This is a genomic window from Bacteroides sp. 1001302B_160321_D4 (assembly GCF_015667765.1).
GTDB lineage: Bacteria > Bacteroidota > Bacteroidia > Bacteroidales > Bacteroidaceae > Bacteroides > Bacteroides xylanisolvens.
Genome location: NZ_JADPLO010000057.1, coordinates 23370 through 46048 on the forward strand (window position 1 = coordinate 23370; position 22679 = coordinate 46048).

34 protein-coding genes, 1 tRNA gene and 1 pseudogene are annotated in these 22679 nt (G+C 51.1%); 8 read left to right on the top strand and 28 right to left on the bottom strand.

Annotated elements, in window-relative coordinates:
- Nucleotides 1-2: 2 nt before the first annotated feature.
- From KFO40_RS19365 to KFO40_RS19400, 8 genes are read right to left on the bottom strand one after another with little or no spacing between them, the layout of a single operon-like run.
- On the bottom strand, nt 3-494 hold the full coding sequence (locus KFO40_RS19365; RefSeq protein WP_195196113.1) for a hypothetical protein: 492 nt from the start codon (nt 492-494) through the stop codon (nt 3-5).
- A 3-nt stretch (nt 495-497) separates the two neighbouring features.
- The gene (locus tag KFO40_RS19370; RefSeq protein ID WP_008667129.1) at nt 498-1058 is read right to left on the bottom strand and encodes a hypothetical protein; all 561 of its coding nucleotides are present in this window, start codon (nt 1056-1058) and stop codon (nt 498-500) included.
- A gap of 11 nt (nt 1059-1069) precedes the next feature.
- Nucleotides 1070-1393, bottom strand: coding sequence for a hypothetical protein (locus KFO40_RS19375; protein ID WP_025066778.1), 324 nt, complete (start codon nt 1391-1393; stop codon nt 1070-1072).
- A complete protein-coding gene (locus KFO40_RS19380) occupies nt 1359-1838 on the bottom strand; it encodes a hypothetical protein (protein WP_004327423.1) in 480 nt (159 codons plus the stop codon). The genes KFO40_RS19375 and KFO40_RS19380 overlap by 35 nt, the downstream gene beginning before the upstream one ends.
- Before the next feature lie 27 nt (nt 1839-1865).
- Nucleotides 1866-2252 carry a hypothetical protein gene (locus KFO40_RS19385; RefSeq protein WP_004327422.1) on the bottom strand — a complete coding sequence of 129 codons (387 nt, stop codon included), beginning with the start codon at nt 2250-2252 and terminating at the stop codon, nt 1866-1868.
- 12 nt (nt 2253-2264) lie between these two features.
- Nucleotides 2265-2729, bottom strand: coding sequence for an N-acetylmuramoyl-L-alanine amidase (locus tag KFO40_RS19390; protein WP_004327421.1), 465 nt, complete (start codon nt 2727-2729; stop codon nt 2265-2267).
- On the bottom strand, nt 2729-3952 hold the full coding sequence (locus tag KFO40_RS19395; RefSeq protein WP_195196112.1) for a BACON domain-containing protein: 1224 nt from the start codon (nt 3950-3952) through the stop codon (nt 2729-2731). Before KFO40_RS19395 ends, KFO40_RS19390 begins: the two co-directional genes overlap by 1 nt.
- A gap of 11 nt (nt 3953-3963) precedes the next feature.
- Nucleotides 3964-5001, bottom strand: coding sequence for a head maturation protease, ClpP-related (locus tag KFO40_RS19400; RefSeq protein ID WP_005846345.1), 1038 nt, complete (start codon nt 4999-5001; stop codon nt 3964-3966).
- Between the two features lie 196 nt (nt 5002-5197).
- On the opposite strand from KFO40_RS19400, the gene KFO40_RS19405 reads away from it, so the two are divergent.
- From KFO40_RS19405 to KFO40_RS19425, 5 genes are read left to right on the top strand one after another with little or no spacing between them, the layout of a single operon-like run.
- On the top strand, nt 5198-5644 hold the full coding sequence (locus KFO40_RS19405; RefSeq protein ID WP_195196111.1) for a DDE transposase family protein: 447 nt from the start codon (nt 5198-5200) through the stop codon (nt 5642-5644).
- A gap of 1 nt (nt 5645) precedes the next feature.
- On the top strand, nt 5646-7214 hold the full coding sequence (locus KFO40_RS19410) for a hypothetical protein (RefSeq protein ID WP_195196110.1): 1569 nt from the start codon (nt 5646-5648) through the stop codon (nt 7212-7214).
- A gap of 18 nt (nt 7215-7232) precedes the next feature.
- Nucleotides 7233-7658 (top strand): phage protein Gp36 family protein, encoded by a 426-nt coding sequence (locus KFO40_RS19415; RefSeq protein ID WP_004327405.1) that lies wholly within the window; start codon nt 7233-7235, stop codon nt 7656-7658.
- A gap of 1 nt (nt 7659) precedes the next feature.
- Nucleotides 7660-9048 (top strand): DUF935 family protein, encoded by a 1389-nt coding sequence (locus KFO40_RS19420; protein ID WP_008761787.1) that lies wholly within the window; start codon nt 7660-7662, stop codon nt 9046-9048.
- A gap of 17 nt (nt 9049-9065) precedes the next feature.
- Nucleotides 9066-10481 (top strand): toxin glutamine deamidase domain-containing protein, encoded by a 1416-nt coding sequence (locus tag KFO40_RS19425; protein WP_004325662.1) that lies wholly within the window; start codon nt 9066-9068, stop codon nt 10479-10481.
- On the opposite strand, the gene KFO40_RS19430 is transcribed toward KFO40_RS19425, so the two are convergent.
- Complete coding sequence (locus tag KFO40_RS19430; RefSeq protein WP_005846335.1) at nt 10464-10697, bottom strand: hypothetical protein; 234 nt, start codon at nt 10695-10697, stop codon at nt 10464-10466. The genes KFO40_RS19425 and KFO40_RS19430 overlap by 18 nt on opposite strands.
- A 68-nt stretch (nt 10698-10765) precedes the next feature.
- Between KFO40_RS19430 and KFO40_RS19435 the strand changes: the two genes are divergently transcribed.
- Together KFO40_RS19435 and KFO40_RS19440 are read left to right on the top strand one after the other, a co-directional pair.
- A complete protein-coding gene (locus KFO40_RS19435) occupies nt 10766-11398 on the top strand; it encodes a hypothetical protein (protein WP_042971665.1) in 633 nt (210 codons plus the stop codon).
- A 4-nt stretch (nt 11399-11402) separates the two neighbouring features.
- Nucleotides 11403-11849, top strand: coding sequence for a hypothetical protein (locus KFO40_RS19440; RefSeq protein ID WP_004327410.1), 447 nt, complete (start codon nt 11403-11405; stop codon nt 11847-11849).
- 9 nt (nt 11850-11858) lie between these two features.
- Here KFO40_RS19440 and KFO40_RS19445 read toward each other — a convergent pair whose 3' ends face one another.
- The 17 genes from KFO40_RS19445 to KFO40_RS19525 all read right to left on the bottom strand — a co-directional run bounded on the left by KFO40_RS19445 (nt 11859) and on the right by KFO40_RS19525 (nt 20740).
- Nucleotides 11859-12128: a hypothetical protein gene (locus KFO40_RS19445; RefSeq protein WP_008652653.1), complete on the bottom strand. Its 270-nt coding sequence runs from the start codon at nt 12126-12128 to the stop codon at nt 11859-11861.
- A gap of 107 nt (nt 12129-12235) precedes the next feature.
- Nucleotides 12236-12451, bottom strand: a complete 216-nt coding sequence (locus tag KFO40_RS19450) for a hypothetical protein (protein WP_008652655.1) — start codon at nt 12449-12451, stop codon at nt 12236-12238.
- A 2-nt stretch (nt 12452-12453) separates the two neighbouring features.
- Nucleotides 12454-13104, bottom strand: a complete 651-nt coding sequence (locus KFO40_RS19455; protein ID WP_057099463.1) for a DUF3164 family protein — start codon at nt 13102-13104, stop codon at nt 12454-12456.
- Nucleotides 13105-13125: 21 nt separating this feature from the next.
- Nucleotides 13126-13569 carry a hypothetical protein gene (locus KFO40_RS19460; protein ID WP_195196109.1) on the bottom strand — a complete coding sequence of 148 codons (444 nt, stop codon included), beginning with the start codon at nt 13567-13569 and terminating at the stop codon, nt 13126-13128.
- Between the two features lie 183 nt (nt 13570-13752).
- Nucleotides 13753-13962 (bottom strand): hypothetical protein, encoded by a 210-nt coding sequence (locus tag KFO40_RS19465; protein WP_008652657.1) that lies wholly within the window; start codon nt 13960-13962, stop codon nt 13753-13755.
- 20 nt (nt 13963-13982) lie between these two features.
- Complete coding sequence (locus KFO40_RS19470) at nt 13983-14495, bottom strand: hypothetical protein (protein ID WP_004327414.1); 513 nt, start codon at nt 14493-14495, stop codon at nt 13983-13985.
- Nucleotides 14496-14515: 20 nt separating this feature from the next.
- Entirely contained in the window at nt 14516-14821 is a 306-nt protein-coding gene (locus tag KFO40_RS19475) for a hypothetical protein (protein WP_004327415.1), read from the bottom strand.
- Nucleotides 14822-14840: 19 nt separating this feature from the next.
- Nucleotides 14841-15746: a hypothetical protein gene (locus KFO40_RS19480; RefSeq protein ID WP_195196108.1), complete on the bottom strand. Its 906-nt coding sequence runs from the start codon at nt 15744-15746 to the stop codon at nt 14841-14843.
- Nucleotides 15747-15749: 3 nt separating this feature from the next.
- Nucleotides 15750-15986 carry a hypothetical protein gene (locus KFO40_RS19485; protein ID WP_004326987.1) on the bottom strand — a complete coding sequence of 79 codons (237 nt, stop codon included), beginning with the start codon at nt 15984-15986 and terminating at the stop codon, nt 15750-15752.
- Complete coding sequence (locus KFO40_RS19490; protein ID WP_195196107.1) at nt 15983-16660, bottom strand: hypothetical protein; 678 nt, start codon at nt 16658-16660, stop codon at nt 15983-15985. The genes KFO40_RS19485 and KFO40_RS19490 overlap by 4 nt, the downstream gene beginning before the upstream one ends.
- 2 nt (nt 16661-16662) lie before the next feature.
- A complete protein-coding gene (locus KFO40_RS19495) occupies nt 16663-17061 on the bottom strand; it encodes a hypothetical protein (RefSeq protein WP_005932412.1) in 399 nt (132 codons plus the stop codon).
- Entirely contained in the window at nt 17058-17927 is an 870-nt protein-coding gene (locus tag KFO40_RS19500) for an ATP-binding protein (protein WP_149928483.1), read from the bottom strand. Before KFO40_RS19500 ends, KFO40_RS19495 begins: the two co-directional genes overlap by 4 nt.
- A gap of 35 nt (nt 17928-17962) precedes the next feature.
- Entirely contained in the window at nt 17963-20002 is a 2040-nt protein-coding gene (locus KFO40_RS19505) for a hypothetical protein (protein WP_004327299.1), read from the bottom strand.
- A 15-nt stretch (nt 20003-20017) separates the two neighbouring features.
- Complete coding sequence (locus tag KFO40_RS19510) at nt 20018-20239, bottom strand: hypothetical protein (RefSeq protein WP_005932418.1); 222 nt, start codon at nt 20237-20239, stop codon at nt 20018-20020.
- A complete protein-coding gene (locus KFO40_RS19515) occupies nt 20229-20429 on the bottom strand; it encodes a hypothetical protein (protein ID WP_004327297.1) in 201 nt (66 codons plus the stop codon). Before KFO40_RS19515 ends, KFO40_RS19510 begins: the two co-directional genes overlap by 11 nt.
- A gap of 26 nt (nt 20430-20455) precedes the next feature.
- Nucleotides 20456-20538 (bottom strand) — tRNA-OTHER (locus tag KFO40_RS19520).
- A 10-nt stretch (nt 20539-20548) separates the two neighbouring features.
- Nucleotides 20549-20740: a hypothetical protein gene (locus KFO40_RS19525; protein ID WP_004327296.1), complete on the bottom strand. Its 192-nt coding sequence runs from the start codon at nt 20738-20740 to the stop codon at nt 20549-20551.
- Nucleotides 20741-20875: 135 nt separating this feature from the next.
- Between KFO40_RS19525 and KFO40_RS19530 the strand changes: the two genes are divergently transcribed.
- Nucleotides 20876-21295 carry a helix-turn-helix domain-containing protein gene (locus tag KFO40_RS19530; RefSeq protein ID WP_004327295.1) on the top strand — a complete coding sequence of 140 codons (420 nt, stop codon included), beginning with the start codon at nt 20876-20878 and terminating at the stop codon, nt 21293-21295.
- 399 nt (nt 21296-21694) lie between these two features.
- Here KFO40_RS19530 and KFO40_RS19535 read toward each other — a convergent pair whose 3' ends face one another.
- Both KFO40_RS19535 and KFO40_RS19540 read right to left on the bottom strand, forming a co-directional pair.
- Nucleotides 21695-21907, bottom strand: coding sequence for a hypothetical protein (locus tag KFO40_RS19535; RefSeq protein WP_004327294.1), 213 nt, complete (start codon nt 21905-21907; stop codon nt 21695-21697).
- 397 nt (nt 21908-22304) lie between these two features.
- A pseudogene (locus tag KFO40_RS19540) lies at nt 22305-22544 on the bottom strand (hypothetical protein); the annotation flags it as partial.
- Between the last annotated feature and the right edge of the window lie 135 nt (nt 22545-22679).

The window sequence follows — 22679 nt, forward strand, 5'->3', positions numbered from 1 at the left end:
CTTTAACTCCCCTTCTTTCTTTGGCTCAGTCTCAAGCTCATCGGATTCGTCCGCTCGGCTGATCTGATAATAGGTATAAAAGGGTCGGTACCCATCAGGCTGACAAAACGCTTGATCGCACCCACCAGATAACGCTGTTCCATGAAGTTCCTTATGAGCCATGCCACCGGGCGCAAAAGCACGCAGCGGCTGAAAGGGCCACGACAAAGGGTATAGGCCACCATACGGCTCACCGCCTTGCCGTGAGAGGCCAGAAACTGCATTTCCTCCTCCTTGCTGAACCCCCACATCTCCTCACTGGTGATCCCCATCGACAAATATGTCCGGGCAAAAAGAATCTGACCGGACATATAAGGCCGCCTCATGGTCACGCGCAGCTCCAGCGGGGATTTCCTGAAAGGGATATGAAACGCTTTCAGCGGGACGCTCACACCGATATCCAGCAGCGCATCCGCACCCTCACGCTGGATCTGCTTGATGACAGCTTCGTCCATACGCTACTCCTCGGCCGGGTTAGTGGAAGCAGCAGCGGCAGATTCAGCAGGAGGCAGTTTATACTGTTTCCACTCTTCCGGGATAGAATCCGTATTGAATACGCCATGGGGCTGGGAGCCGTCTTCCGGCATGGCCACTTCCAGCGTGCATTCGATTTTCGCCGTTTCTGTCAGGGTCAGCTTGCCGCCGAGATTGGAAAGTAGCGTGCCATTGGGAATCAGGATGCTCTGCCCCGAAACAAGGGCTATTTCCCACGGACCGGTCAGCAACACGGCTGCCGTCGGGGCCGTCCAACCAATCGGGGTTTTCTTTTCCGAGTCCTCTTCCTTGTAGTGCATGGTACCACCCAGCAAGCTATGCAGGTTTTCGTAGTTCAGCTGGATAACGTTGAACGTGGGGGCGATGCTGCCATTCGACTGGGGAATGATAAGCACCGGGGTTCCCGGCACCTGCTCCGCCTCGATTTTGGCGGATTCGGGTTTCTGCCCGCCCATGTCAAACGAATTCTTCTCTATGTAACCCACCACAAAGTCCTTGTATTTCACGGCACCGACGCCGTACATGAAATTCTTATTCATTGTTTCTTGATTTTGAAAGTTAATACTATGCCGGCAACACATCCGGTTATAAAAGCGGCCAGCGCTATTTTAACGGGACTAAAGCGACGTTCAAATTCCGTTTCAACTGTGAATGAGTCCTCATGTGTCTCATTACGGATACGGGTCAGTTCCTCCTCATAACACAGTACCAGCCGCTGGAGGCTGTCGCAGGATGCCTCCGCTATGATATTGCCGGCCGCATCGCTCTTCACCGTCAGGCCCGCCTGCCCGTTCCTGGAATGGTAGGACGAACCGGAGGGAAGTTTACGGAGGCTGTCCGGAGGGATCGTCAGGCTCACCGCCGATTTCGGAATCCCCGCCATCAACAACCCCCGCCTCACGTTTGACACGTTGTCGGCGCTTGACGACAGGCTGCTGTTCCGGTTCACCTCCGTCCTGCTCTTTCGAGTACTCGCGCATCCCGTAAAGAACAGGACAATCATCATGATGCCTGCAACTGTTGGCAGTATCAATGGCTTTCCGGAGGCGTGCCATTTCACGCCGGGTCGCCTGCAAAGCTTTCCTGTTTTCATTCAGTTCCTCTTTTAAGGGTTCTACAATATTCTCGATCAGGATACGGGTGGCATGTTCGGTATTGTCAATCCGTACCGTCTCGGCTTCGGCGGTAGCCTTCTCCGCTTTCGCCCTCGCTTCCCTGACCGTTGATTTCAGGGTGATGATGGCTATTATCGTGGCTACCAGACCACCGCCCAGCACCAGATTCATGACAGCACTGAAGTCCATACGCACACTGGTCTTTCAGGTCAAAGCCTATTTACCGGCATCCTTACCCGCGAACAGTCCGATGAGCCACTGGACAAATCCCGTATCGGCAACACCATTGGACACAAGGGACGCACCGAACCCGTAACACAACGCGATATACCACGTGGCATCAGCGACAAAGCCCGCATCCAGCCACCATAAAAGCATGGCGGCCACAATGCCCACACACCAGCTGACAATCTGTGTCGCCAAGCCCTGCATTTTTGGAAACAGAGCCTTGATCCCTTCCGTGAGCAACACCACGCCACCGACAAAACCGGCAAAGGTGGTGATCATCGCGCTATAATCGACTTCCGGTACTGTACCGGTCTGGGCAAAAGTTGCTGACACGAATCCGAGTATCAGCACAAAGAATAAAAGAAATCTTTTCATGTTGTTGTTGATTTATTGAGTTATACCTATTTGTTTAAGCCATCTCTGTACATCAAAACTGGGGCAGGCTTTGGCCGCCAGTTCATTGTGACCGACGATTCTCACATCGGGAAAACGACGATGGAAATCCTTCACGTACTTCTCAAGCGCCTTTTTCTGCCAGGAGGTACGGGTGTCCGCAGGCGTTTTACCATCCTTTGCACACCCGCCGGCATAGACGATATGGCGGCTCACGGAATTGTAACCGGCCACGCCGTTGGTCACTTCCCACGGGTCCACATTCGCGTCCTCGTTATTGTTCACCAGGCGTTCCACTCCACCGTTCAGATGGAACAGGTCGGTATATCCGACCTGCTTCCAGCCGCGGCCGCCCTTTGAGACGGGGTTCGTATGCCAGGCGCGAATCTCCGCACCGCTTACCTCACGTCCTTCAGGAGTGGCCGTGCAATGGATGACAAGATACTTCAGCTTTCCCATCACTCACCGCCTTCCTCTTCATCAACGGCCGCCTGGGACAGTGCTATCTCCACCTTCTTCTCCGGATCGGCGTCCAGGCCCAGTACAAGTGTGCCGGATACCGCCTTGCCGCTACTGTTCACACCGGTGGTGACCGTCAGAAAGCCATCGGTACCGACTGCCGTGAAACCGGCAGGAATGGAAACCACGCTGTAATCACCGGAGGCAGTGACCTTCACCTCCTTGCTCTCACCGGCGGCCTTGAAAGAAAGAGCGGCCGGATCGGCAGAAATGCTGCGTTCCACTACCTTGAACACCGGAGTCTCACGGGTGTCAAGCACCACGAACTCCTCGCCGAAGGCGATTTCCGTGTCGGCCTTCATAAGCAGCTTGAAGAAGTACAGCTCGCTGGAGTTCATCCACTTGTCAATCTGGATCACCTCCTCATCGTCCTGGAGGTTCACACCGGCAAAAAGGTTGCCGTCAGCGCTCATCGAGCAGAGCGTGGCTACGATAAGGCCATCAGGCCAGGAATTCAGCGTCTCGATGGTGATACCCTTGTAACGCTTCTTGTTGATGTCCGTCTCGCTCGTGTTCTTGTACTCGCGTTCGGTCAGCTCGTCATCGTACTTGTCGAAGTCGTCAATACTCATCAGGATACGCAGGTTCGGATTCTCACGCAGGGCTTTTGGAATAGCCTTGCGGACAGCCTTCAACTTGCCGATCATGGAAGTATCGGAAGGAGCCGGAACCACGATCACATCCGGATCTTTAGCCGCCTGGGTCAGGATACCGTTGAAAAGGTGGTCGTCGTCCGAACCGAACTCGCCGTTCAGGTAATGCCAGCCCAGCTCGAACTTCACACTCTTGCTAAGTTCATCCAGAAGCGTGTTCTGCGCTTCGGGGGGAAGTTCGGCAAACACGAGGTTGCCCTTCGGCTGCCACTTGCGCCAAACATGCTCGAAGGCACGGGGATTGAAAGTCGTGAACGCCATGAAGTCCTCCGGATCCAGTGATTTCTCCGAGTAATTGAAATTGCCTTTCGAGTCTTCCAAAGTCGGGTTCTCCTTACGCTTCTGGAGCATCTTGCCGGTCTTGATACGCGGCAGGCTGATTTTTTTCTCCACACCGGGGATCACCATGATCAGACCTTTTTCTACAAGGTCATTCCCGGTGGTGGCCAGGACCAGTATTTTCTCCAGTACCTCGCCGTTGTAATTCGTGTTTCTTACTACTATTGCCATGGCAAATGTTTTTATTTATGGTTCAACTTGTCCTTAATCTCGCTCATGCGCTTGTTCCAGGGGCTTTCACCCGTCGGATTCACACGAAGGTCGGTCATGACACTACGTTTGGGGGAAAGCTTCTCCAATGCCTTTTCCCCGTTCTCCCGGTCTTTTGCCAGAAGGTTCTCATAGATGGGGCGGGTGGCGGCATCGATACGGCCGTCCTGTTCCGCATCATCAAGCAGTTTCTTACGCGCGGCAGCGTCATCCGCATCCGCCTTGTCCTGGAACACCTTCAGTTCGCCCTTCAGGCGGGTGACCTCGGCATCAAGGGCCGGGACTTTGCCAGCCTCCGTTTCCAGCAGTCCGATTTCACGCAGGAAATCGTCATCCGTCGCACAGTTCTTGAACCGCGGACGTCTCTTGAGTTCGTCTAAATTCATGCTATTCTCGTTTTGTGGCTTGTGCAGCCGGTTATTGAATATTTGAAATACTTGTTCGGGGGTACTGTCCTCCGGTACCGGGTCAGCGTCATAAATACCGTCGATAAGCCCCAGCGCCAGCGCCTCGTCGGCACGCAGCCAGTGATCCTTGCCGTCAAAATACATCGCGCGGATTTCCTCCTTGTCCTTGCCCATACGGGTGGCATACATCTCGCAAAGGGTATCCTCAAGCGCCTCGATCTCACGGATGCAGTCCTTCATCTCATCCTTGTTGCCGTAACAGCCGCCCTGGACACTGTGAAGCATCAGACGGGCATAACGGCTCATCTGCACGGGCTTGCCGCAAAGGGCGATGACGGAGGCCATGCTGGCGGCGATGCCGTCCACGTAGATGGTAATGTCGGCCTTGCTGTTCTTCAAGGCATTGAAAATGGCGATGCCCGAATAAACCTCGCCGCCGTTGCTGTTGATACGCACGTCCACCTTCCCGGTCAGGGCTTCCGCTTCCAGAAGTTCACGGGCAATATCACCGCTGCGCACGTTATCATCGTACTCACCGATGTCACCGTAAAGAAGGATGCAACAGGCATCGGTTCCGGGTATCATATTGAAAAATCTACTCATGTCACTATCGTTTTGGCAGGTCCTTCCCTGCAAAGTTTACGGTGCGAAATTAGGGGGATTAAAAGCCTTTTTCAAACCGCGTTTTCATCATGGAGACTTTAAAGGATTGCCATGACGCTTTAAAATGTCATCATGCGGAGCGCGTTTTTTTTCGCTCCTTTTCCTTATCAATTTTGCACGTAAAAAAGGAGGTAATATGGCCGAACTTACAAACGAGCAGAAAAAGGCATGGGCGAAAACGCTCTACACCCGCGAAACGCTCACGCAGACGGAAATAGCCGAGCGTGTGGGGGTTTCACGGGTGACTGTGAACAACTGGATAGGCAAAGGAAACTGGGAGCAGCTGAAGGCTTCCATAACCATCACACGGGAGGAGCAGCTGAAGAACCTGTACCGGCAGCTGGCGGAACTCAACAACGCCATCATGGGAAAGCCGGAAGGGGAACGGTTCCCGAACGCCGCGGAAGCGGACACCATTTCCAAACTGTCGAACGCCATCAAGAAACTGGAAACAGAAGTGGGGCTGGCGGACATCATCTCCGTGTTCTCCGACCTGCTCAAATGGGTGCGGACCTACGATTCCACGCAGGCGAAGGAGATCACCCCGCTTCTGGACGCGTTTGTCAAATCAAAATTATCCTGACATGGCAAAGAAAAGACTCACAACACAGGACAGGCTCGCGCTGGACAGCTGGAACGAGCTGGTGGCATCCGTGCGAGAACATTCGGACATCAACCCCACGGACACGGAAACGGAAATCAGGCAGAGGCGGGAAAGGCTGGAGAAGAACGACGAGGAGTGGTTCAAATACTACTTCGCCATGTATTGCACCTGCGAATCCGCCGCCTTCCATAAAAAAGCCACCGGACGGCTGATGAGGAACAAACGCTGGTACGAGGTAAGGGCCTGGTCACGCGAGCTGGCGAAATCCGCACGCTCCATGATGGAGATATCCAAACTGGCACTGACAAAAAAGATACGCAACGTGCTGCTGATCTCCAACTCGGCTGACAATGCGGAAAGGCTACTGCTGCCGTTCATGGCGAACTTCGAAGAGAACCAGCGGATCATACAGGACTACGGACAGCAGAAAAAACCGGGAGCGTGGGAAACCGGGGAATTCACCTGCATGTGCGGGTGCTCCTTCCGCGCCATCGGAGCCGGGCAATCACCGCGCGGTACACGTAACAAGAACTTCCGCCCGGACTTCATCCTGGTGGACGATATAGACACCGACGAGGAGTGCCGGAATCCGGAACGGATCAAAACCAAATGGAAATGGCTGGAGGAGGCGCTGATACCGACCATGTCCGTATCGGGAAACTACCGCATCCTGTTCAACGGGAACATCATCGCGCCGGACTGCTGCATCAAAAGGGCCATCGAAAAGGCCACCGAACTGAAAGCGAAAGGAATCGGGCACGTGGATATCATCAACATCCGGGGAAAGGACGGACTGTCCGTATGGCCCGAAAAGAACTCCGAGGAGGATATCGACCTCTTCCTTTCACTGGTGAGCGCGGCGGCGGCACAGAAAGAGTTCTTCAACAACCCGGTGGTGGACGGCGGCGTGTTCGCGGAAATCACCTACGGGAAAGTGCCGGCACTCTCCAGGTTCAAGTTCCTGGTGATATACGGGGACCCCGCACCGGGAGAGAACAAGACGAAAAAAAGTTCCACCAAAACGGTGTGCCTGCTCGGGAAACTCGCGGGAAGGCTTTATCTGATAAAAACGTTCCTGGACAGGGGGCTGAACGCGGAATTTGTAGAGTGGTACATCAAGCTGCTGGAGTTCGTGGGCGGAAAAACCACCGTGTACTGTTACATGGAGAACAACAAATTACAGGATCCTTTTTTCCAGCAGGTATTCCAGCCCATCGTGCGGCGGATACGCAGGGAAAGGAAAATATCACTGTACATCACCGGGGACGAGGAGAAGAAAACCGACAAGGCCACACGTATCGAGGCGAACCTGGAACCGCTCAACCGGGAGGGGAACCTGATACTCAACGAGGCCGAAAAGGACAACCCGCACATGAAACGGATGGCGGAACAGTTCAAGCTGTTCAACCTGCAACTGACCTATCCGGCAGACGGACCCGACTGCGTGGAGGGGGGAAACAGAATTATAGACCACAAGGCCAGACAGTCGGAAAAGCCCGTCATTGTCACAAGGAAAAGCACGCGGTCACAAAACAAGTACAGAGTGTAAACTTCAATACCTATCATTATGAGCAAATTTATCGAACTTTCAGACTACGACGCGAGCATACACCGCGAGATTCTGGACGCACTGACAAGGGAGGACGACGCCGTCGTGGAGATATGCGAGGACCGCGCCGTCGCCGAGATGCGCTGCTACCTTTCCAGACGTTACGACTGTGACAAAATATTCACGGCAACCGGTGACAAACGCAACCAGCTTGTCCTGATGATGGCCATCGACATAGCCGTGTACCACATTTTCTGCATACATAACCCGAGGAACCTGTCACCGCTGCGGAAGGAACGCCACGAAAGGGCGGTCGAATGGCTGAAAGCCGTGGCGGCCGAGGAGATATCGGTGGACGGCCTGCCCCTGCTGTCCGAAGAGACGAGGGCGGCAAAATCCAATTTCCTTATCAAAAGCAACCGTAAACGTGTAAACCATTGGTAATATGAGCAAAAGAAAGAAAGGGGCCGGAAAGATAACCCAAAGCGGGAACCTGCCGAGGCCCGGGCAGAAAGGACCCGCAACCATCATACTGACACAGCCCAGAAGGTTCGGTATAGACATAGCGGACTACATGCTCGCGGTAAGGGCTTTCGAGAATGTGGACTACTCCAGACGCTTCAGGCTGTACGACCTGTTCAGCGACATACTCATGGACACGCACCTGACAAGTGTCATAGAGAAACGGAAGAATGCCGCACTGGCATCTTCCATAGAATTCCGCAGGAACGGGAAGCCGGACGAGAAGGTGAACAAGCAGATCAGGTCCCCATGGTTCCGGAAGTTCATAGGGGACATCCTGGACGCCAAATTCTGGGGGTTCTCACTCGTGCAGTTCTACCGCAAGGGGGAATGGGTGAACTACGACCTGATACCGCGCAAACACGTCGATCCCGTGCGCAGGCTCATACTGCGGCACCAGACGGACACCACCGGGACGTCCTGGGACGAGTACCCCGACCTGTTGTTCATCGGTTCACCCGACGATCCCGGACTGCTGGTGAAAGCAGCCATCTGGGTGATATACAAACGTAACGACGTGGCGGACTGGGCACAGTTCGCGGAAGTGTTCGGAGCGCCCATCAGGGAGTACACGTATCCCACGGATGACGACGAGGCACGGCAGAAGGCGCTGGACGACGCGGACAGCACCGGAAGCCTGTCGGTTTTCGTGCACGCGGAGGATACGGTGCTCAAGCTCGTGGAAGCCGCGAACAAGACAGGGAGCGCGGACCTCTACGACAAACTCTGCGAGCGCTGCAACAACGAAATCTCAAAGCTGTTCCTCGGAAACACGCTCACCACCGAAGCCTCCGACAAGGGCACACAGGCACTGGGAACCGTACACAAGGACGTGGAGGAGAAAGTGACGCTCTCCGACAGGCAGGACATCCTCGACGTGCTCAACTATGACATGGCCGACATATTCGCAATGCTCGGAATAGACACCACAGGTGGGGAGTTCTGCTATCCGGAAAAGAAGCTTATCGAACCGGAGAAAAAGATGTCCATCCTCACACAGCTGCGCACGAACTTCAACCTGCCGGTAGGTGACGACTACCTCTACGAGGAATTCGGGATCGAGAAACCGGCAAACTATGACGAGCTGAAGAAACGCCAGGAGGAGAAAGCGGCGGAAATCGAGGCGGCGAAGGCCCGAGAGACCGAAAAGGCGGAAGAGGATGAACCGGATCCGGAAGAAGAACCGGAACTGGAAAAGCACGGTAAAGGAACACCCAAAGAAAAGAAAAATGCCCTTAAAAACGCATACAACTGGCTGAAACGTTTTTTCGGGAAAGCCCCGGGGAGAGACGGGGCAGCTTTAGAATGGTGATAAACGACCTCTACAGAATGGAGGACAAACAGGTGGAAACTTTATTCTCGTTCGATGAAGAGGTACTGAAGAAAGCCCTGAAGAACATATACAGCAAAGATTTCCATCCCATGACCGACATCGAGGAGAACCTGTTCGAGGCCACGTGGAAAACGATGAACAAAGCCACCGACAAGGGGTTTGGGACACGGAAAACCGATGATCCGGATTATGACTTCTACCGTGAAATTCGAATGAACAACGCCGTGTTCGCAGCTTTCAAGGTACACAGGGCACAGAACGACATGGCAGCGCTGCTGCTGGACAAAAACGGAAGTTTAAAGCCGTTTGAACAGTGGGTGAAGGAAGCCATGCCCATAGCCGACCACCAGATGATCCATTGGCTGCGTACAGAATACGACACGGCCGTCATACGGGCACACCAGGCCGCGGACTGGAGACAGTTCGAAAGGGAAAAGGACATATTGCCGAATCTCAAATGGATGCCGTCCACATCCATACATCCGGGAGCGGACCACAGAATATTCTGGGGAACCATACGCCCCGTCGATGATCCATTCTGGAACGAGCACAGACCGGGGGACCGGTGGAACTGCAAGTGTACGCTCTCATCAACGGATGAAGCGCCGACAGCAGTACCGGACGAAAACGGGCAGAACAAGGCACATGACGGTCTGGAAAACAATCCGGGAAAAGACGGCAAACTGTTTTCAGACAAACACCCCTACGTTACTGAAGCGCATCCGGGAGCAAGAAAAGCCGTGGACGCACTGACCAGGCGCATCAACGAAATGATAGCCGAAATGCCGGACAACCTGACGCTGGAGGAAAAAACCGATATCGCCTGCAACAATCTCAAGATAGAAAAGGCACTCGGCGTTACCAAAGGCAAGCCGATGACATACGAACAGGCGAACAAGGGAAAGGAGAACCCGAAATTCGGAAAAGAAGAAGGATACCGCGTGAATTGCCAGACCTGCACCGTGACACACATGCTCAGAAGGTTGGGGTTTGACATCGAGGCAAAACCCAACATCAGACAAAGCGCATACAATGAAATGGCAAAACAAGGTATCACATGGGAAGAACGTTTCCTGAACCGGGACGGAACAAAGCCGGATTATGACTATACCTATAAATGGCAGGTCAGAAAGGGATATCAAGTAATGAATGCAAACCGGCTGAAGGAATACTTCAGGGAAAAATTCAGAGAGGATGGAATATACGAGATATATTGTGCCTGGAAAGGCGGCTCCGCACACGTGTTCTGCGCGGAGGTGACTGAAGGAAAGACAAGGTTCTTCGACCCGCAAACCGGAAAGGATGATGCAAGCAATTACATACAGAGCATGAAAGCGGGCCGTGTGGGAGTGATAAGAATAGACAACAAACTGGTAAATCCCAAAATCATGGGACTATTCATCACCAAATAAACGGGAAGAAAGTGCCAGCCCCTCCTCACCGTCCACCAGACGGCAGGACTGGCCGTCGAACAGAATAAAGGCGGGAAGACCGACAGGCAACTCAAAACCATCCCCGTCAACACAGCCCACGGAATAGATGCTTCCTTCAGGGGAACTGGCTGATAAGACAACGGAGTTGTAACCGCTACTGTTTGCTAATTCCGACACTTGTTTAGGTATTTCCATAACGCAAAAAGGCACATAAAAAACGCCTTGCTGCAAAAGTATAAAATTATTTTTTAATTCAGTCATTCATGGACATAAAAGAATATTCAAAGCTGCTAAAAGCCAAACGGAAAGAACTGGATGGACTAATGAAACGGAAGATGCCGGTTATCGCCGGACGAATGGCAAAAGACCATTTCCAGGACAATTTCCGGCAGGGAGGATTCGTAAACGGGGGATTACACCCGTGGCCGAAAGCGAAAAGGCTGTCCTCGGGACGGACCGATGCGGCAGGGAACTACGGGACGCTGCTCTCCGGAAGGAACCATCTCTTCAGCTCCGTCAAATACATGCCGGGAGAATACCGGGTGAGGGTGGCAAACGAACTCGTCTATGCGCCGGTCAATAACTGGGGAGGAGAAGTGCATCCGACCGTTACGCCCCAAATGCGACGTTTTGCATGGGCGAAGTATTACCAGGCTTCAGGCAAGGCTAAAAAAGCCGCCACGGGCAAAAGAAAAGGCAAAAAGAAGGGTTCTGCCGCAAACAATGAACCGCAGGAAAATCAGGAAGCGCTGAAATGGAAAAGGCTGGCGCTGACCAAAAAGAAAAAGCTCCGGATAAAAATACCGCAACGCCAGTTTATCGGGGAAAGCCGGGAACTGTCCGAAAAGATAGACCGTAAAATGGAGAATGAAATCAGAAATATTTTAAACTTATAACAACATGGAAGAAATTTTTATCGCGATCATGGAACGCATCGCCGAAAAGATGCCTGAACTGTCATACATTGACGAGGACTACGGACAGCTTGAAGCCGGGGCGGAGGAGGACCACTATCCGGTAACCTTCCCCTGCGTGCTCGTCGGGAACGCCGAATCGGACTGGAATGACCTCGGTTACGGGGTACAGAAAAGCGAGTCACTCATCACCATACGACTGGCCATTGACTGCTACGATGACACCCACTACACCTCCGGAACCTATGACAAGGTAAGGGAACGGCAGCTGAAGGCCAAAGAGCTGTACAAGGCCTTGCAGGAGTTCCAGTGCACGGAAGAGACCAGCCCGCTGGTCAGGGTAAAGAGCCGGGACTATTCGCTGCCGGGAAACATCAAGGTGTACGAGACGGTTTATTCCTTCACGCTGCATGACGAGTCGGCCATGCAGTAAGGGGAAGGTTCATTCCCCCGTGAACAGGGAAAGCTGGACGGCTGTCAGGCGGGGTTTCTTAACCTTTGGGACGGGCTTCACCTCCAAGTCCTTCAGCTCCCGGCACTTGCACCGGATAATGGACATGATCCGCTCCTCGGAAATGAAAAACTCCTGACGGGACAACACTTTCAGGGCATCATCAAAACGCAGGCGCTGCACCTCCGTCCAGTAATAGTAACGGCGGCACAGGGCTTCATCACGGAGTTCTATCAGTTTTTTGTCTCGTCCTTTGGCCATAAGTTCAGGTATATGCTGCAAAATTAGGCATTTAACCGGGGATGTTAATAAAAAAACGCCGCATCGTGTATGAATGCGGCGTTTTTCTGTTTAGAGTGTGAACAAAATCACATGGTCATCAGTTCGGTGTCATCCTCACCCGGAACAAACGGCTCGATGCGGGTGATCACCTTGCTCTGTACCTTCACCCGCCCGCTGCCATTACAGACCGGACATTTTGCGGATAAAGGAGCTCCTCCCTGGTCCAGGTAAAAGATACGTCCCTTGCCTTCACAGCGCTTGCAGGCCATGACGTGCGGCGCGATGTTCTTCGTCTTTTCCATAACTACAACCGGCAGAATGAAGGCTCGATACGGCGCCAGACACCGTTCTCGTCACGTTTATGAAAATAGTAGTTCACCGCGGTCTTGTACACCACATTGCTCTCACGGAAGAGGTCCATGATCTCCGTGTATTCACTGTCGAAACGGTCCTCCAGCTCGTATAGCTTGCTCACCGACTTGTAGTCCAGATCACCCTGACGGTTACGCTCGATCATGGTCATACCGAGCTGGTACATCGGATCATCGGTACCGAGTTCCCGGCTCATGGCGTAACGCTTCAGGTAATCCACCAGACGCTCGGCGGCGAGGTTGGCACGCTCATCGAAGCTCTTCACCTTGTTACTCCTCACTTCCAGCTTCATGTCACCGTCCACGATGGTGAAACTCGCCTGGTCATCCTTGCGAAGTTGCCCATAGTCACGCATCAGGTCACGGAAAGAGGCGGCTTCCTTCTCTACCCAGTCACGGAAGGCCTTCACGTCATCCACAACTGGAAACAGCCTGTTCTTCACTTCAAGCATGAACTGCGCACGAAGCCCTTCGTAGGCATCGCGACGATTGCGCTTGTTTTCCTTCTCTTCCTGCTGGAGCTGTTTCAAAAGCTCCTTCCTGTCCTGGGCGGACAGGCTTTTTAATTGTTCTTTCAAGTCCATAACTGAAAAATTAAATGGTTATTACTGTTGTTTACTCTCACGTTTGCGGCGGATGGCGCGCAGCTTCACCTGCAACGCGTCCAGCGCCTCGCAGTCAAGTTCACGGAACTCCTTGCCGGCGATACGGCTGTCCCGGCAGAAGGCGTTCACCCGGTCCCAGTCGGCCGTATCGATGCCCAGCAGCTGCATCTGGTGAAGCACCGCCGAACGCTTCTGACGGAGAATCTTCAGGAGCTGTTCTTGATAAGTGGGCGGTACCAGCTTCTGCATGGCGGACACGGCGGCACTGTATTCCTTCAGTGTCATGTCACGCAGACTCGTGGTACGTCCCTCCGTGTACTGGGAAACGATGCTTTCCTTCAGTGCGTCACGATCCGATGTCGGAAGGCGGTTCAAAAGGCTGTAAAACGCCGCATAATTCTCGGGTTTATTTAACTGCTTGCGGCTGTTGATGTCTATCTGCATGGCTATACTGTTTTTTTGTTTATTTTAAGGTCATTGATTTCCTTAATCACTCTCTTTACTCTGATAGTACACAAATAATCAAGAAGATGCTCTTTTTCATTTTTTGTACACTTATACTGGTCGAAAAATTCAAGTATGCCCATTCTATTCAGATTTTCATTAACTCAAACTATTCATACCACATCAGCACAACTCTATGATTTCACCCACGGCAGAGCGTAGAAGAGTACGCAAAACCGAAGGGTTTCCGCTATCATAGATGACTTCCACACAACACTCATGGCGTGCGTTACGTGACACAACCAGCTCGCAAGTCATATTCTCACAGAGCCATTTTTCCACTACTTTACGGACACCAACTGCGGTGACCACAATTACCATTTTTTTACTCATAATATTGACCGTGCTGTATGTTATTCAACTCTTATCCTCCCGGTGTACTGGTTTCCCCGAAACTTCATCCCCTTGGTGAAGCCGCCCGGATATCCCAGTTCCTTGCTTCTCGCGTTTGCCAGCAACAAATGTTCCCGGCTAAGGGAGGCTACAAAACCTTTGTCCTTTTCCAGTCCCATCTCTCGGGCCTTCCGGGTGACGCTGCGTTCGGAAACACCGAGCATTTCAGCCAGCTCCCGGTTGAGGGTATTGTGATAGTGGCGACGCATGATGGAAAGCATATTACCGTTCCAAAAGATACGGGTGGAATATCCCTTATGCTCGACGAGCCGTCCCAGTGTCCGGTGCATGAAAGTACCGTCAGCAACCTTCCGGTGCTTGCGGTACTGTTCACGCTTGTACACCAGCACACATTCATGACACCAGGAACTCCGTCCCCCATTCTTCAACGGATAGAACTCACGCATCCACAACTTTCGGCCGCAATGCGGACAGACACGTTTACGTTTCTGCTTGTTGTTATTTTCACTCATAGCTGTTTATGCTGCATTCATCAGTTCATATTCAAATTTTCACCGAACGGAATAGTATTAATGTCAGCCTTTCTCGTGTAGGCCTGCATAAGTCCCACGGAAAGCAGCATATAGACATTCTTATTCGCTTTGACAACCCCGGAAATAGAGCCGACAATATGTTCAGTCTTGCCGGTAATGATTGAGCCGGCTATCTGCTCAAGCCCGTCTGGATGGTCCTCACTGGCCGCAACGCTCATAAAGGCACTAAGATCGTTTTCCTTACAAAAGTTATCCACGTATTGGCAGAGTTCCTTTACTGCCTCTTTCTGTTTTTCTGTAATCATTTCTGTTAAATTTTAATGGTTAATAATTATATGTTGAAATCGCGAAATCTCTTTTTTGATACTGGCTGTACATAGTTTCCTCCCAATCCGTCTCTTCCTCCTCCGGAAGGTCATCCTCATCAAGTTCTACCTCCTTACGGTAAATCAGATACCGTGCCTCCAGAAAGAAGAGGACCACGCGGCGCAGGAACTCACGGGCGGAGGCGATGCCGTGCTTTTCCATGAAGGAGGCGATACGGTCCGGACCGATAGTGTTCGTGCGGATGCTCACCAGACACTGCCGGCGGAAGTCCTTCAGCGTGCTGCCCCTCACCTCGAACACGCGGTCAGCGATACGGCCGAGACTCTCCGGAATATGGTATCCGGAACCTTCGTCATCCGTTCCCACCAGCAGTTCAGCAGCAGCCGTCAGCATACCCTCCACGCTCATGCGCTGGGCAGCGGCCGTCTCCTTCAGGAACACGTACTGGTAATTGCTCACGTAGGTATGTATGAGGTAGCCTTCAGGACGGCGGAACACCTCTTCGGAGGCAAGCTCCATCGAAAGGTTGTTCAATGTCACACCGGTACCGCAGCAGAAGGCGCACACCAGGCGGACGGCAAGACGCTGGCGGTTGCCCCAGCCGCCAGCGATGATGGCACGCTGCAGGCTGCCGGCAACGGCCGGATCCATCTCGAAGAACAGCACCGACTTCTCCTGACGGCGGAAGAAGAACGACATGTCCGGAATACGATCCATGCAGAGGAGGATGCGCCGGGTGGCCGTGGAGACCCTGCCACCATCCGTCATGCGGATGTAGGACTTCACCAGGTGGTTCATCACTACCGTCATGTCGGAAAAATGATAGTCGGCAACCTTCCCGCGGAACAGTTCATGAAGCAGAACGGGCAGCTTCACAACGTAGTTGTAATACTCCTTTCTCATGGCTCACTTGCTTGAAGGTTTCCAGTCCACTGTTATAATCGCATCCAGCTCACCGCTGCCGCCACACACCGGGCAGGATACATGCACGTCCTCGCGGCTGCCCTCTTCCGTTCCCCAGAACCAGCCGTTGCCCTTGCAGTAACCACACTTGTGGCCGGTACTGACGAAGTTCTCACGGTTAGGCCCCTTACACATATAGGCGGGAGGACAAATCTCCAGCTGTTTCTTTATCCTGCTCATGACTGGCCTCCTTTCTGTTTCGATCCCGCCACATTCCAATAGTCATAGGCGCCCTTCTCCCAGATTGTGTATTCACCAGTGGCCCCCTGATAACGTCCCTTACTGAAGGCAACGTAGCCCTCTACCCATATCTTCAGGTCGGCATCATACATCACGCTCGTGGCCGCATCACCTTTAGGATTCTTGCCACGGGCATGGCTGATGAAAACAAACAGCTTGTCCGGAAACTCCTCCTTCAGCTGGATATAGTCACGATACGTCATCTGTGTGTATTGGAAGCTGTCAATGATCACGATGTTGAAACTCTTATGACGCCGGAGCCTGATCTTCAAGGTGGGGATGTCCTCCCTGATGAACGCCAAATGGCGGCTTACCTCGGCCATACCAAAGCGCCGCAGGTTATTCTGGACTGTCAGAGAAGTTCCTTCCTCCAGGGAGTTGAACGCCACACGGTCATACTTGCAAAGTTCCTTGCAGAGCTGCATCACGAAAGAGGTCTTACCGTTACCGCTGTTGCCCCACACGAACCAGCAGCCCCGGACTTCCGGAGTGTCGAAGGCATCCTTCCATTTCCCTTCGAAAGGGAATACGTCATACTTCTTGTTCAGGATGTCCCTGACATTCAAGGCACGTCTCATGCCCGCTTTTTTATTATCCTTTTTCTCTTCTTCCATGGTCAGAACAGTGTTAGTTGTCGGATATTGTCAATTCGGTCAAGTACGGCCTGCCGTGCGGCACCCCGCAGTTTCTCGTGGCAGAGCATCCTGCCGAGTGCCCACAAAAGGGCATTCTCACGGGTGGCAAACTGTCCCCATTTACGTCCCGGGTTGAAACCACCGCCGGAACCGCCCACCTCCATGTGAACGCCGGCAACCCACCAGCCGTCCTGCTGTCCCACAAGGGCGTCCAGGTAGTCGCGACCATTCCGGTAAACGGTCACCGTCTCGTATTCCCTCAAGACTGGGTAATCGCTCCAGGGAGCGGGAAGCTGCTCGCGACCGTCGATCTTTAAGTATTCAAATTTGTTTTCCATATCCTTAAAATTACGTTTGAACGGTATTTGAACGGGGGTCATTCCCCCGTCATGCGTTTCACCTTGTGAATGGACTTCCTCACACGCCGCAAATCAAAGTCACATGTCGAAGCCTCCTTTATCACCTTATCGATGTCTTTCCTGTCAGTCACACCGTTGGCGGAACAGATCGCAAACACGTCGTTCACGTCCGTAGGCTCCAACTCATAAAATTTCCGTCCGATACGGCTGTAGAACTCCTTGTAGCCGGGCTTCTGGTACCGCAAGCCGTTGCTGATGCGCTTGGCAATATAATCGGTACTCAAGAACACGACACCGCATTTCTCCTCCAGCTTGTTGTACAGGCTGATGAAATAGTGGAACACCGGTTCGGTCAGCTTGTCCGCCTCGTCGAACACCAGCAGGGGCGCGTCCATCTGGATGATGTCATCCAATATAAGCCCCCACACCTCACGGATATTATACCCTTCGGTCCGGATTCCGACCGTACGGGCGATCTCGCGGACAAAGTCACCTTTCTTCATGTCCTCAGAGCAGAGGATATAGAAAACCTCCTTATGCTCCTGGAGGTAAACACGGGCGGTGGTACTCTTGCCACAACCGGCCTCGCCGGTCACCCAGATAACATTGCGCCAGCGCTGCGCATCGGAGAGTACAGCCGTGATCTCCTGGTAAGCACCGGTCTCCACGATCTGCCAGCCGGTAGCGCTTACACCACCGACCTGCGAGGCGACATTACGGAACATCTCGTCGCTGATATTCTCATAACGGCCATTCAGGATATTGCTAACAGTACCTACACTAACCCCCTTCAGGCTGCCAGCAGCCTTCGTCTGGCTCGGGTATTTCGCCACGTAAGCCCGGAGGCTTTCACTGATGGCGTCCTTTTCTTTCATTGTAATTTCCATAATCAATATTTTTTATCTTGTTATAAATCTGTTCCTTATAATTTCCCGACCACCTTGCGGATGCTCACTTCCTTCTTCTCAAAGCTGTCCCATGTCACGTTGCTGATGACTTTCATGTCTCGGCCGATGGAAGGACGGGCCGGCTGGCTGTATTTTCTTGTGCGACGGTCAATCTGGCGTTGCGCCTCCTTTCCGAGACCTTTCAGGTCAGGGGTACGCAGACCGTTCTGTTCCGGTGCGACACCATGTTCGTACTCGATGTCCTTGGCAACGACCTGGCGGTTTATACGCTCGTTGATGACGGCCTCCTGCTGGGCGCGGATGAAACGTTTCTCGGCTTCCGTCTGCTCCTGCTGGGCACGGTGGATCATCAGCGGGAACGAAGCCACACACTCAAAGCGCATCGCTCCGCCCTTATCCTTGTACAGCAGACGTACGCTGCTCATGTCATAAGGATCGTACTGGACATAGAACTTCTTGTAGGTGTTACGTCGGCGCCATTCCAGATCAGGCTCACCGGGGGCGGAGAAAACCTCGTAAGGGTATTTCTTTCCCTGTACCGTGATCTCGATACCGTTGGCGGTGAACAGCGACGGTTTCTCGGTCGTGTACCAGAACATCTCCACCATATCCGACACACTTACCGCATCGGTAGCCTCGTTCACGCTGGTATTGTACATCTCAATCCGGGAGATGCCGGTGGCAGGGTGTTTCATTGAATTCCACTGCTCACGGGCGGCGGCATACTGTTCCTTCAGTTCCTCCAATGTGGGGAGGGAGTCGATGTTCGCGTTGATGAATTCCAAATTCGGACGGCTTGTATCTCTCTTTGCCGTAATATTCTGCCCGGTGAAACCGAAACGTTTCTTCAATACCTGGCTCTGGAAGCGGTAGAAAATGTTCTCAATCGTCTTAGATTCGCCATTATACGGAGCTGTCGGGCGGTGGATACGGCTGATCTTCGAGAAAAGGCCCAGCGCCGCGTTCTTCTTATGACCGCCCTGGTTGTCGCACACGATCTCGTAGGGTTTGTGCCGGCTCGTCTGGATAGCCATGCGGAAAGCATGGTACTGGGCGATATAGTCCTCGTTGTCGCTGATGTAATAACCGAGCAGGACTTCACTATAGGCATCCACCACCTCGTACACGCTTGTAGTGCACTTGTTTCCGTTCTCGTCACGATAGTAGAGGTTCAGCTTCGTGCCGTCGCCATACCAGAGGCTGTCACGACGGCCCGGAAGGATGGTCCGGTGCTTGCGGTCATAACGCTGGTGTGCCTTCATTTCCCCATAAACGGCATCGTACCACAGAGGTTCGACACGCGGGCTGTTGAACCATTCGCGGAGGCTGCGGGGACTCTTCAGGGGCTTCCAGCCACGTTCCGGAGCGACACGGTTGTACTCCTCGAAGATCTCCATGTCAGTATAAACCGGAACGCGGCTGCGTTTCAATGCTACAAGGTAACGCCCGCCGTCCTCCTCGATCTTCAGCGTGTTGCTGTTGCCGTATTTACCGCTCACAAGCACACCGTAGTTGTCGGGACGGAACTTGTTTATCAGGGCTTTCAAACGCCCCACACTGCCCGGAAGACTGTGCCCGTACACCGGACGCCATTCCTCACTCGTGACAAGCAGAAGTTCCCAAAGGTTACGGCGGAAACCGGTCAGCTTGTTATTGGATGAACTCAAGCGTTTGAACTCTTCCATCAACGCGTTCAGCACCGAAGCGTTCCAGGTGTATTCCTTCTTCACATCCTCGGGAAGAGCGACCATCTCACCGTTCTTGTCGTAACGGTAATCCTCGAAAAAGTTCTCGGCCTTCTCGTCTTTCTTCACTATGTTACGGATCATTTCCTGTCTCATTTGTTTCTCGGGTTCGCCATGACGCTCAACCCAACGTTTCTTGTATTTCTCGGGAAGGGAGGAATAGGCATACAGAGCCGGATTATTTTCACCACCGCCACGGGAAACGACATCCAGTTTTTCTCGGGACAGCTGGCTATTCAAAGTGCCTTTGGGCATTATATCCAGCAACTCTTTGTAAGTTACACACAATATATTATCAAAGTATTCCATCTCCCAGCTTGATTATCAATCCTCTAAATCATTCAAAGGGACATGCTTCTTCAGCAGCCGCACGGAGATCCCGAAATTCAACACTACGAGAAGTTCCAGCAGCGGATTAATAAAAAAAATAGAGAGCAGGATCCCGAAACTCATACAGAAGTAAAGCACGCAAAAGCGCTGTTTTCGTTTCAGACGAGCAAACCAGTGCAGCTGGTCGCTGAATAATGTCATCAAATCATTTTTCATGGCTACTTGTATTTTGAGGATTACCACCTACTTTGGATCCACCGCGCTCAATGGCGAGCTTACGAATGGAACGGGCCAATTTGCTGTTCTTACGGAAGGCAAGCGCATGACTCACCATCACGTTTGTACAGCCCATCAGTTCGGCAATTTTATTCACCTCACCGTATTCTACAACTATTCGTTCTTTCATACTATCTAATATTTAAATTATCGTAGTGGGCAGTCGCGGATTCGAACCGCGGACCATAACCTCTCCATTATAGGAGTTTAGTTTGTTCTACCAGCTGAACTAACTGCCCGAGAAAATTATTAAAGCTCCTTTATCGCATCCTCCGGAACACATATTACAGTCCAAACCTGACCATTTTTCATATAATCGATATTATATTCCCGCACGAACGTACAAATGTTATAATCCCAGTCACGAACTATACCATCAATGATCTCACCATTTCTCTTGGTGATTCTCACACTTTGTCCCTTTTTAAATTTTACTTCCATTTTGCTTCTTTTTAAATTCTCATTGTTACCTCAAGCCTTTTTTGTAGCTTTGGGGCGTGTTTAAACTTTAATCACGTGGCAAATATAGTCTAAGTTTCTTAGACAACAAAGTATTAATCCAAATAATTTAGATTTATGAGCGTTTTTTCTAAGAATCTTAGATATTTAAGGGAGAGTAGGGGACTTAAATTAGATGAATTTGAGTTTCTGGGCATCAAAAAAGGTACAATGTCAAACTATGAACTGGGTAATACAGAACCTAAATTGAGTTTGTTATGTGAAATATCTAAGTTTTTTAGAATATCAATCGACGACTTTCTTTTAAAAGATATAGAAGCCGAAAAAATTACACCAGTAGTAACGGAAACAGCTCCTCCAGAAACAGCTAACAATAATTTTAGGGAGCTTCTGGATGTTTTAAGGGAAAAAGACTCCACCATTCGAGAAATGGCAGAGGAAATAGGGATGCTCAAACAGACAATTACACAACTTAAACAGGACAAGTCGGGGCGTGTTTCGGATGCAAGCGATTCTACGGTTGCCAATGCCATCTAAAACGTGTTTTATGGGGAAAGGGAGGTAAAAACAGTTAAATCACTATTTTACAGCAGAATATATAAAAATACAGGGGAGTAAATAAATATTATCTATATACAATTTACCCCCTACAATATTATAAAAACCGATGAATACCAAATAAAAAAAAGATATTTCCCCGTTTTATTAGAACAAAATAGGCACAAAAATGAATAACCAAATGAATAAGCAATCAAAACATTTCGTTTTTGTAATAGCTTAAATGAATAACCAAATGAATAAGCAAGTGAATAACCTTTCCACTTTTTAAGACGTTCAAAGCGTTCAAACGGATAAATACAGCCTTCCATCATAGTTTGACACTTATAAGGGCAAAAAAAGCCGCTTTTGCGGCTTTTAATTGCGTTCTAAGGCATTTTATCCCTTTCTGGTACATGTTATCAAGCGAGACTGAATAATCATTGCACGTTTCGTGTATTTGGCAATGTCATCAACCAGTCCAGCATGTAAAAGACTACTCTTAGTGATTCCGACCTGTTTCTCCGTCAGAGTTTCAAAAATGGCCGATATACTACCAAAGTAGATGTTCTTTTTCTCAAAAATCAAATGTACATGGATAACTTTACTCATGATATATAGTATTTATTTCACTGCAAATATACCAAATATCAGCTATATGGAATAATTTTAATAAATAAAAATAGGAGAGAAGCGAAGCGCTCCCCTACTCCACTTGCATAAATTACACCATTTGGTTATCTTTGTATATGGAAGTATGGCCTGGGCAAAGCATCGGAGTGAAATAATACCATACTGCCTGAATTCTCCCCTACTCCACTCCTAATGTAAAGAGATTCATTTGAACGGCGTTCAAACAAGGTTCAAATGTAAGCTCGATGTAAAGCGATGTAAACGCTTCGTTTTTCCACCCAGCTCACTCCTACCCCGTTCTAACGCTTTGAAAACCAAAGCAATCAGATATTTTCAGACCGACCGAACTTTGACACGCATCGTTTCTCCCCCCTTAAAGGGCAGTTTCCTCCCTACTACAGTTGATCTTACAAGACAACTCACCCAGATAATACTCCAGGCGAGCCATTTGGATATAGTCCAATAAAGTATAATCACCTTCAGTTGACAAATCAATCAATTCTCTTATCAAAGCATAGGCCAGTTCACATTCCGTATAGGTTAAATCCGAGAGAGGTTTGTGCATGACAGGATGCTGAACCAGCTGAACAACAATGCGATTAAAGTCTCCGTACATAGGTTGCGTTATTTACCGCATCAGTTCCCGATGGTGCGAGGGTTTATAAAAAAGAAAGAGCTCTAAGTTTGCAGTCGCAAGATAAGAGAGTGGAAAATTTATCTTAATAATACCAAGCGTGGCAGATAAATTTGT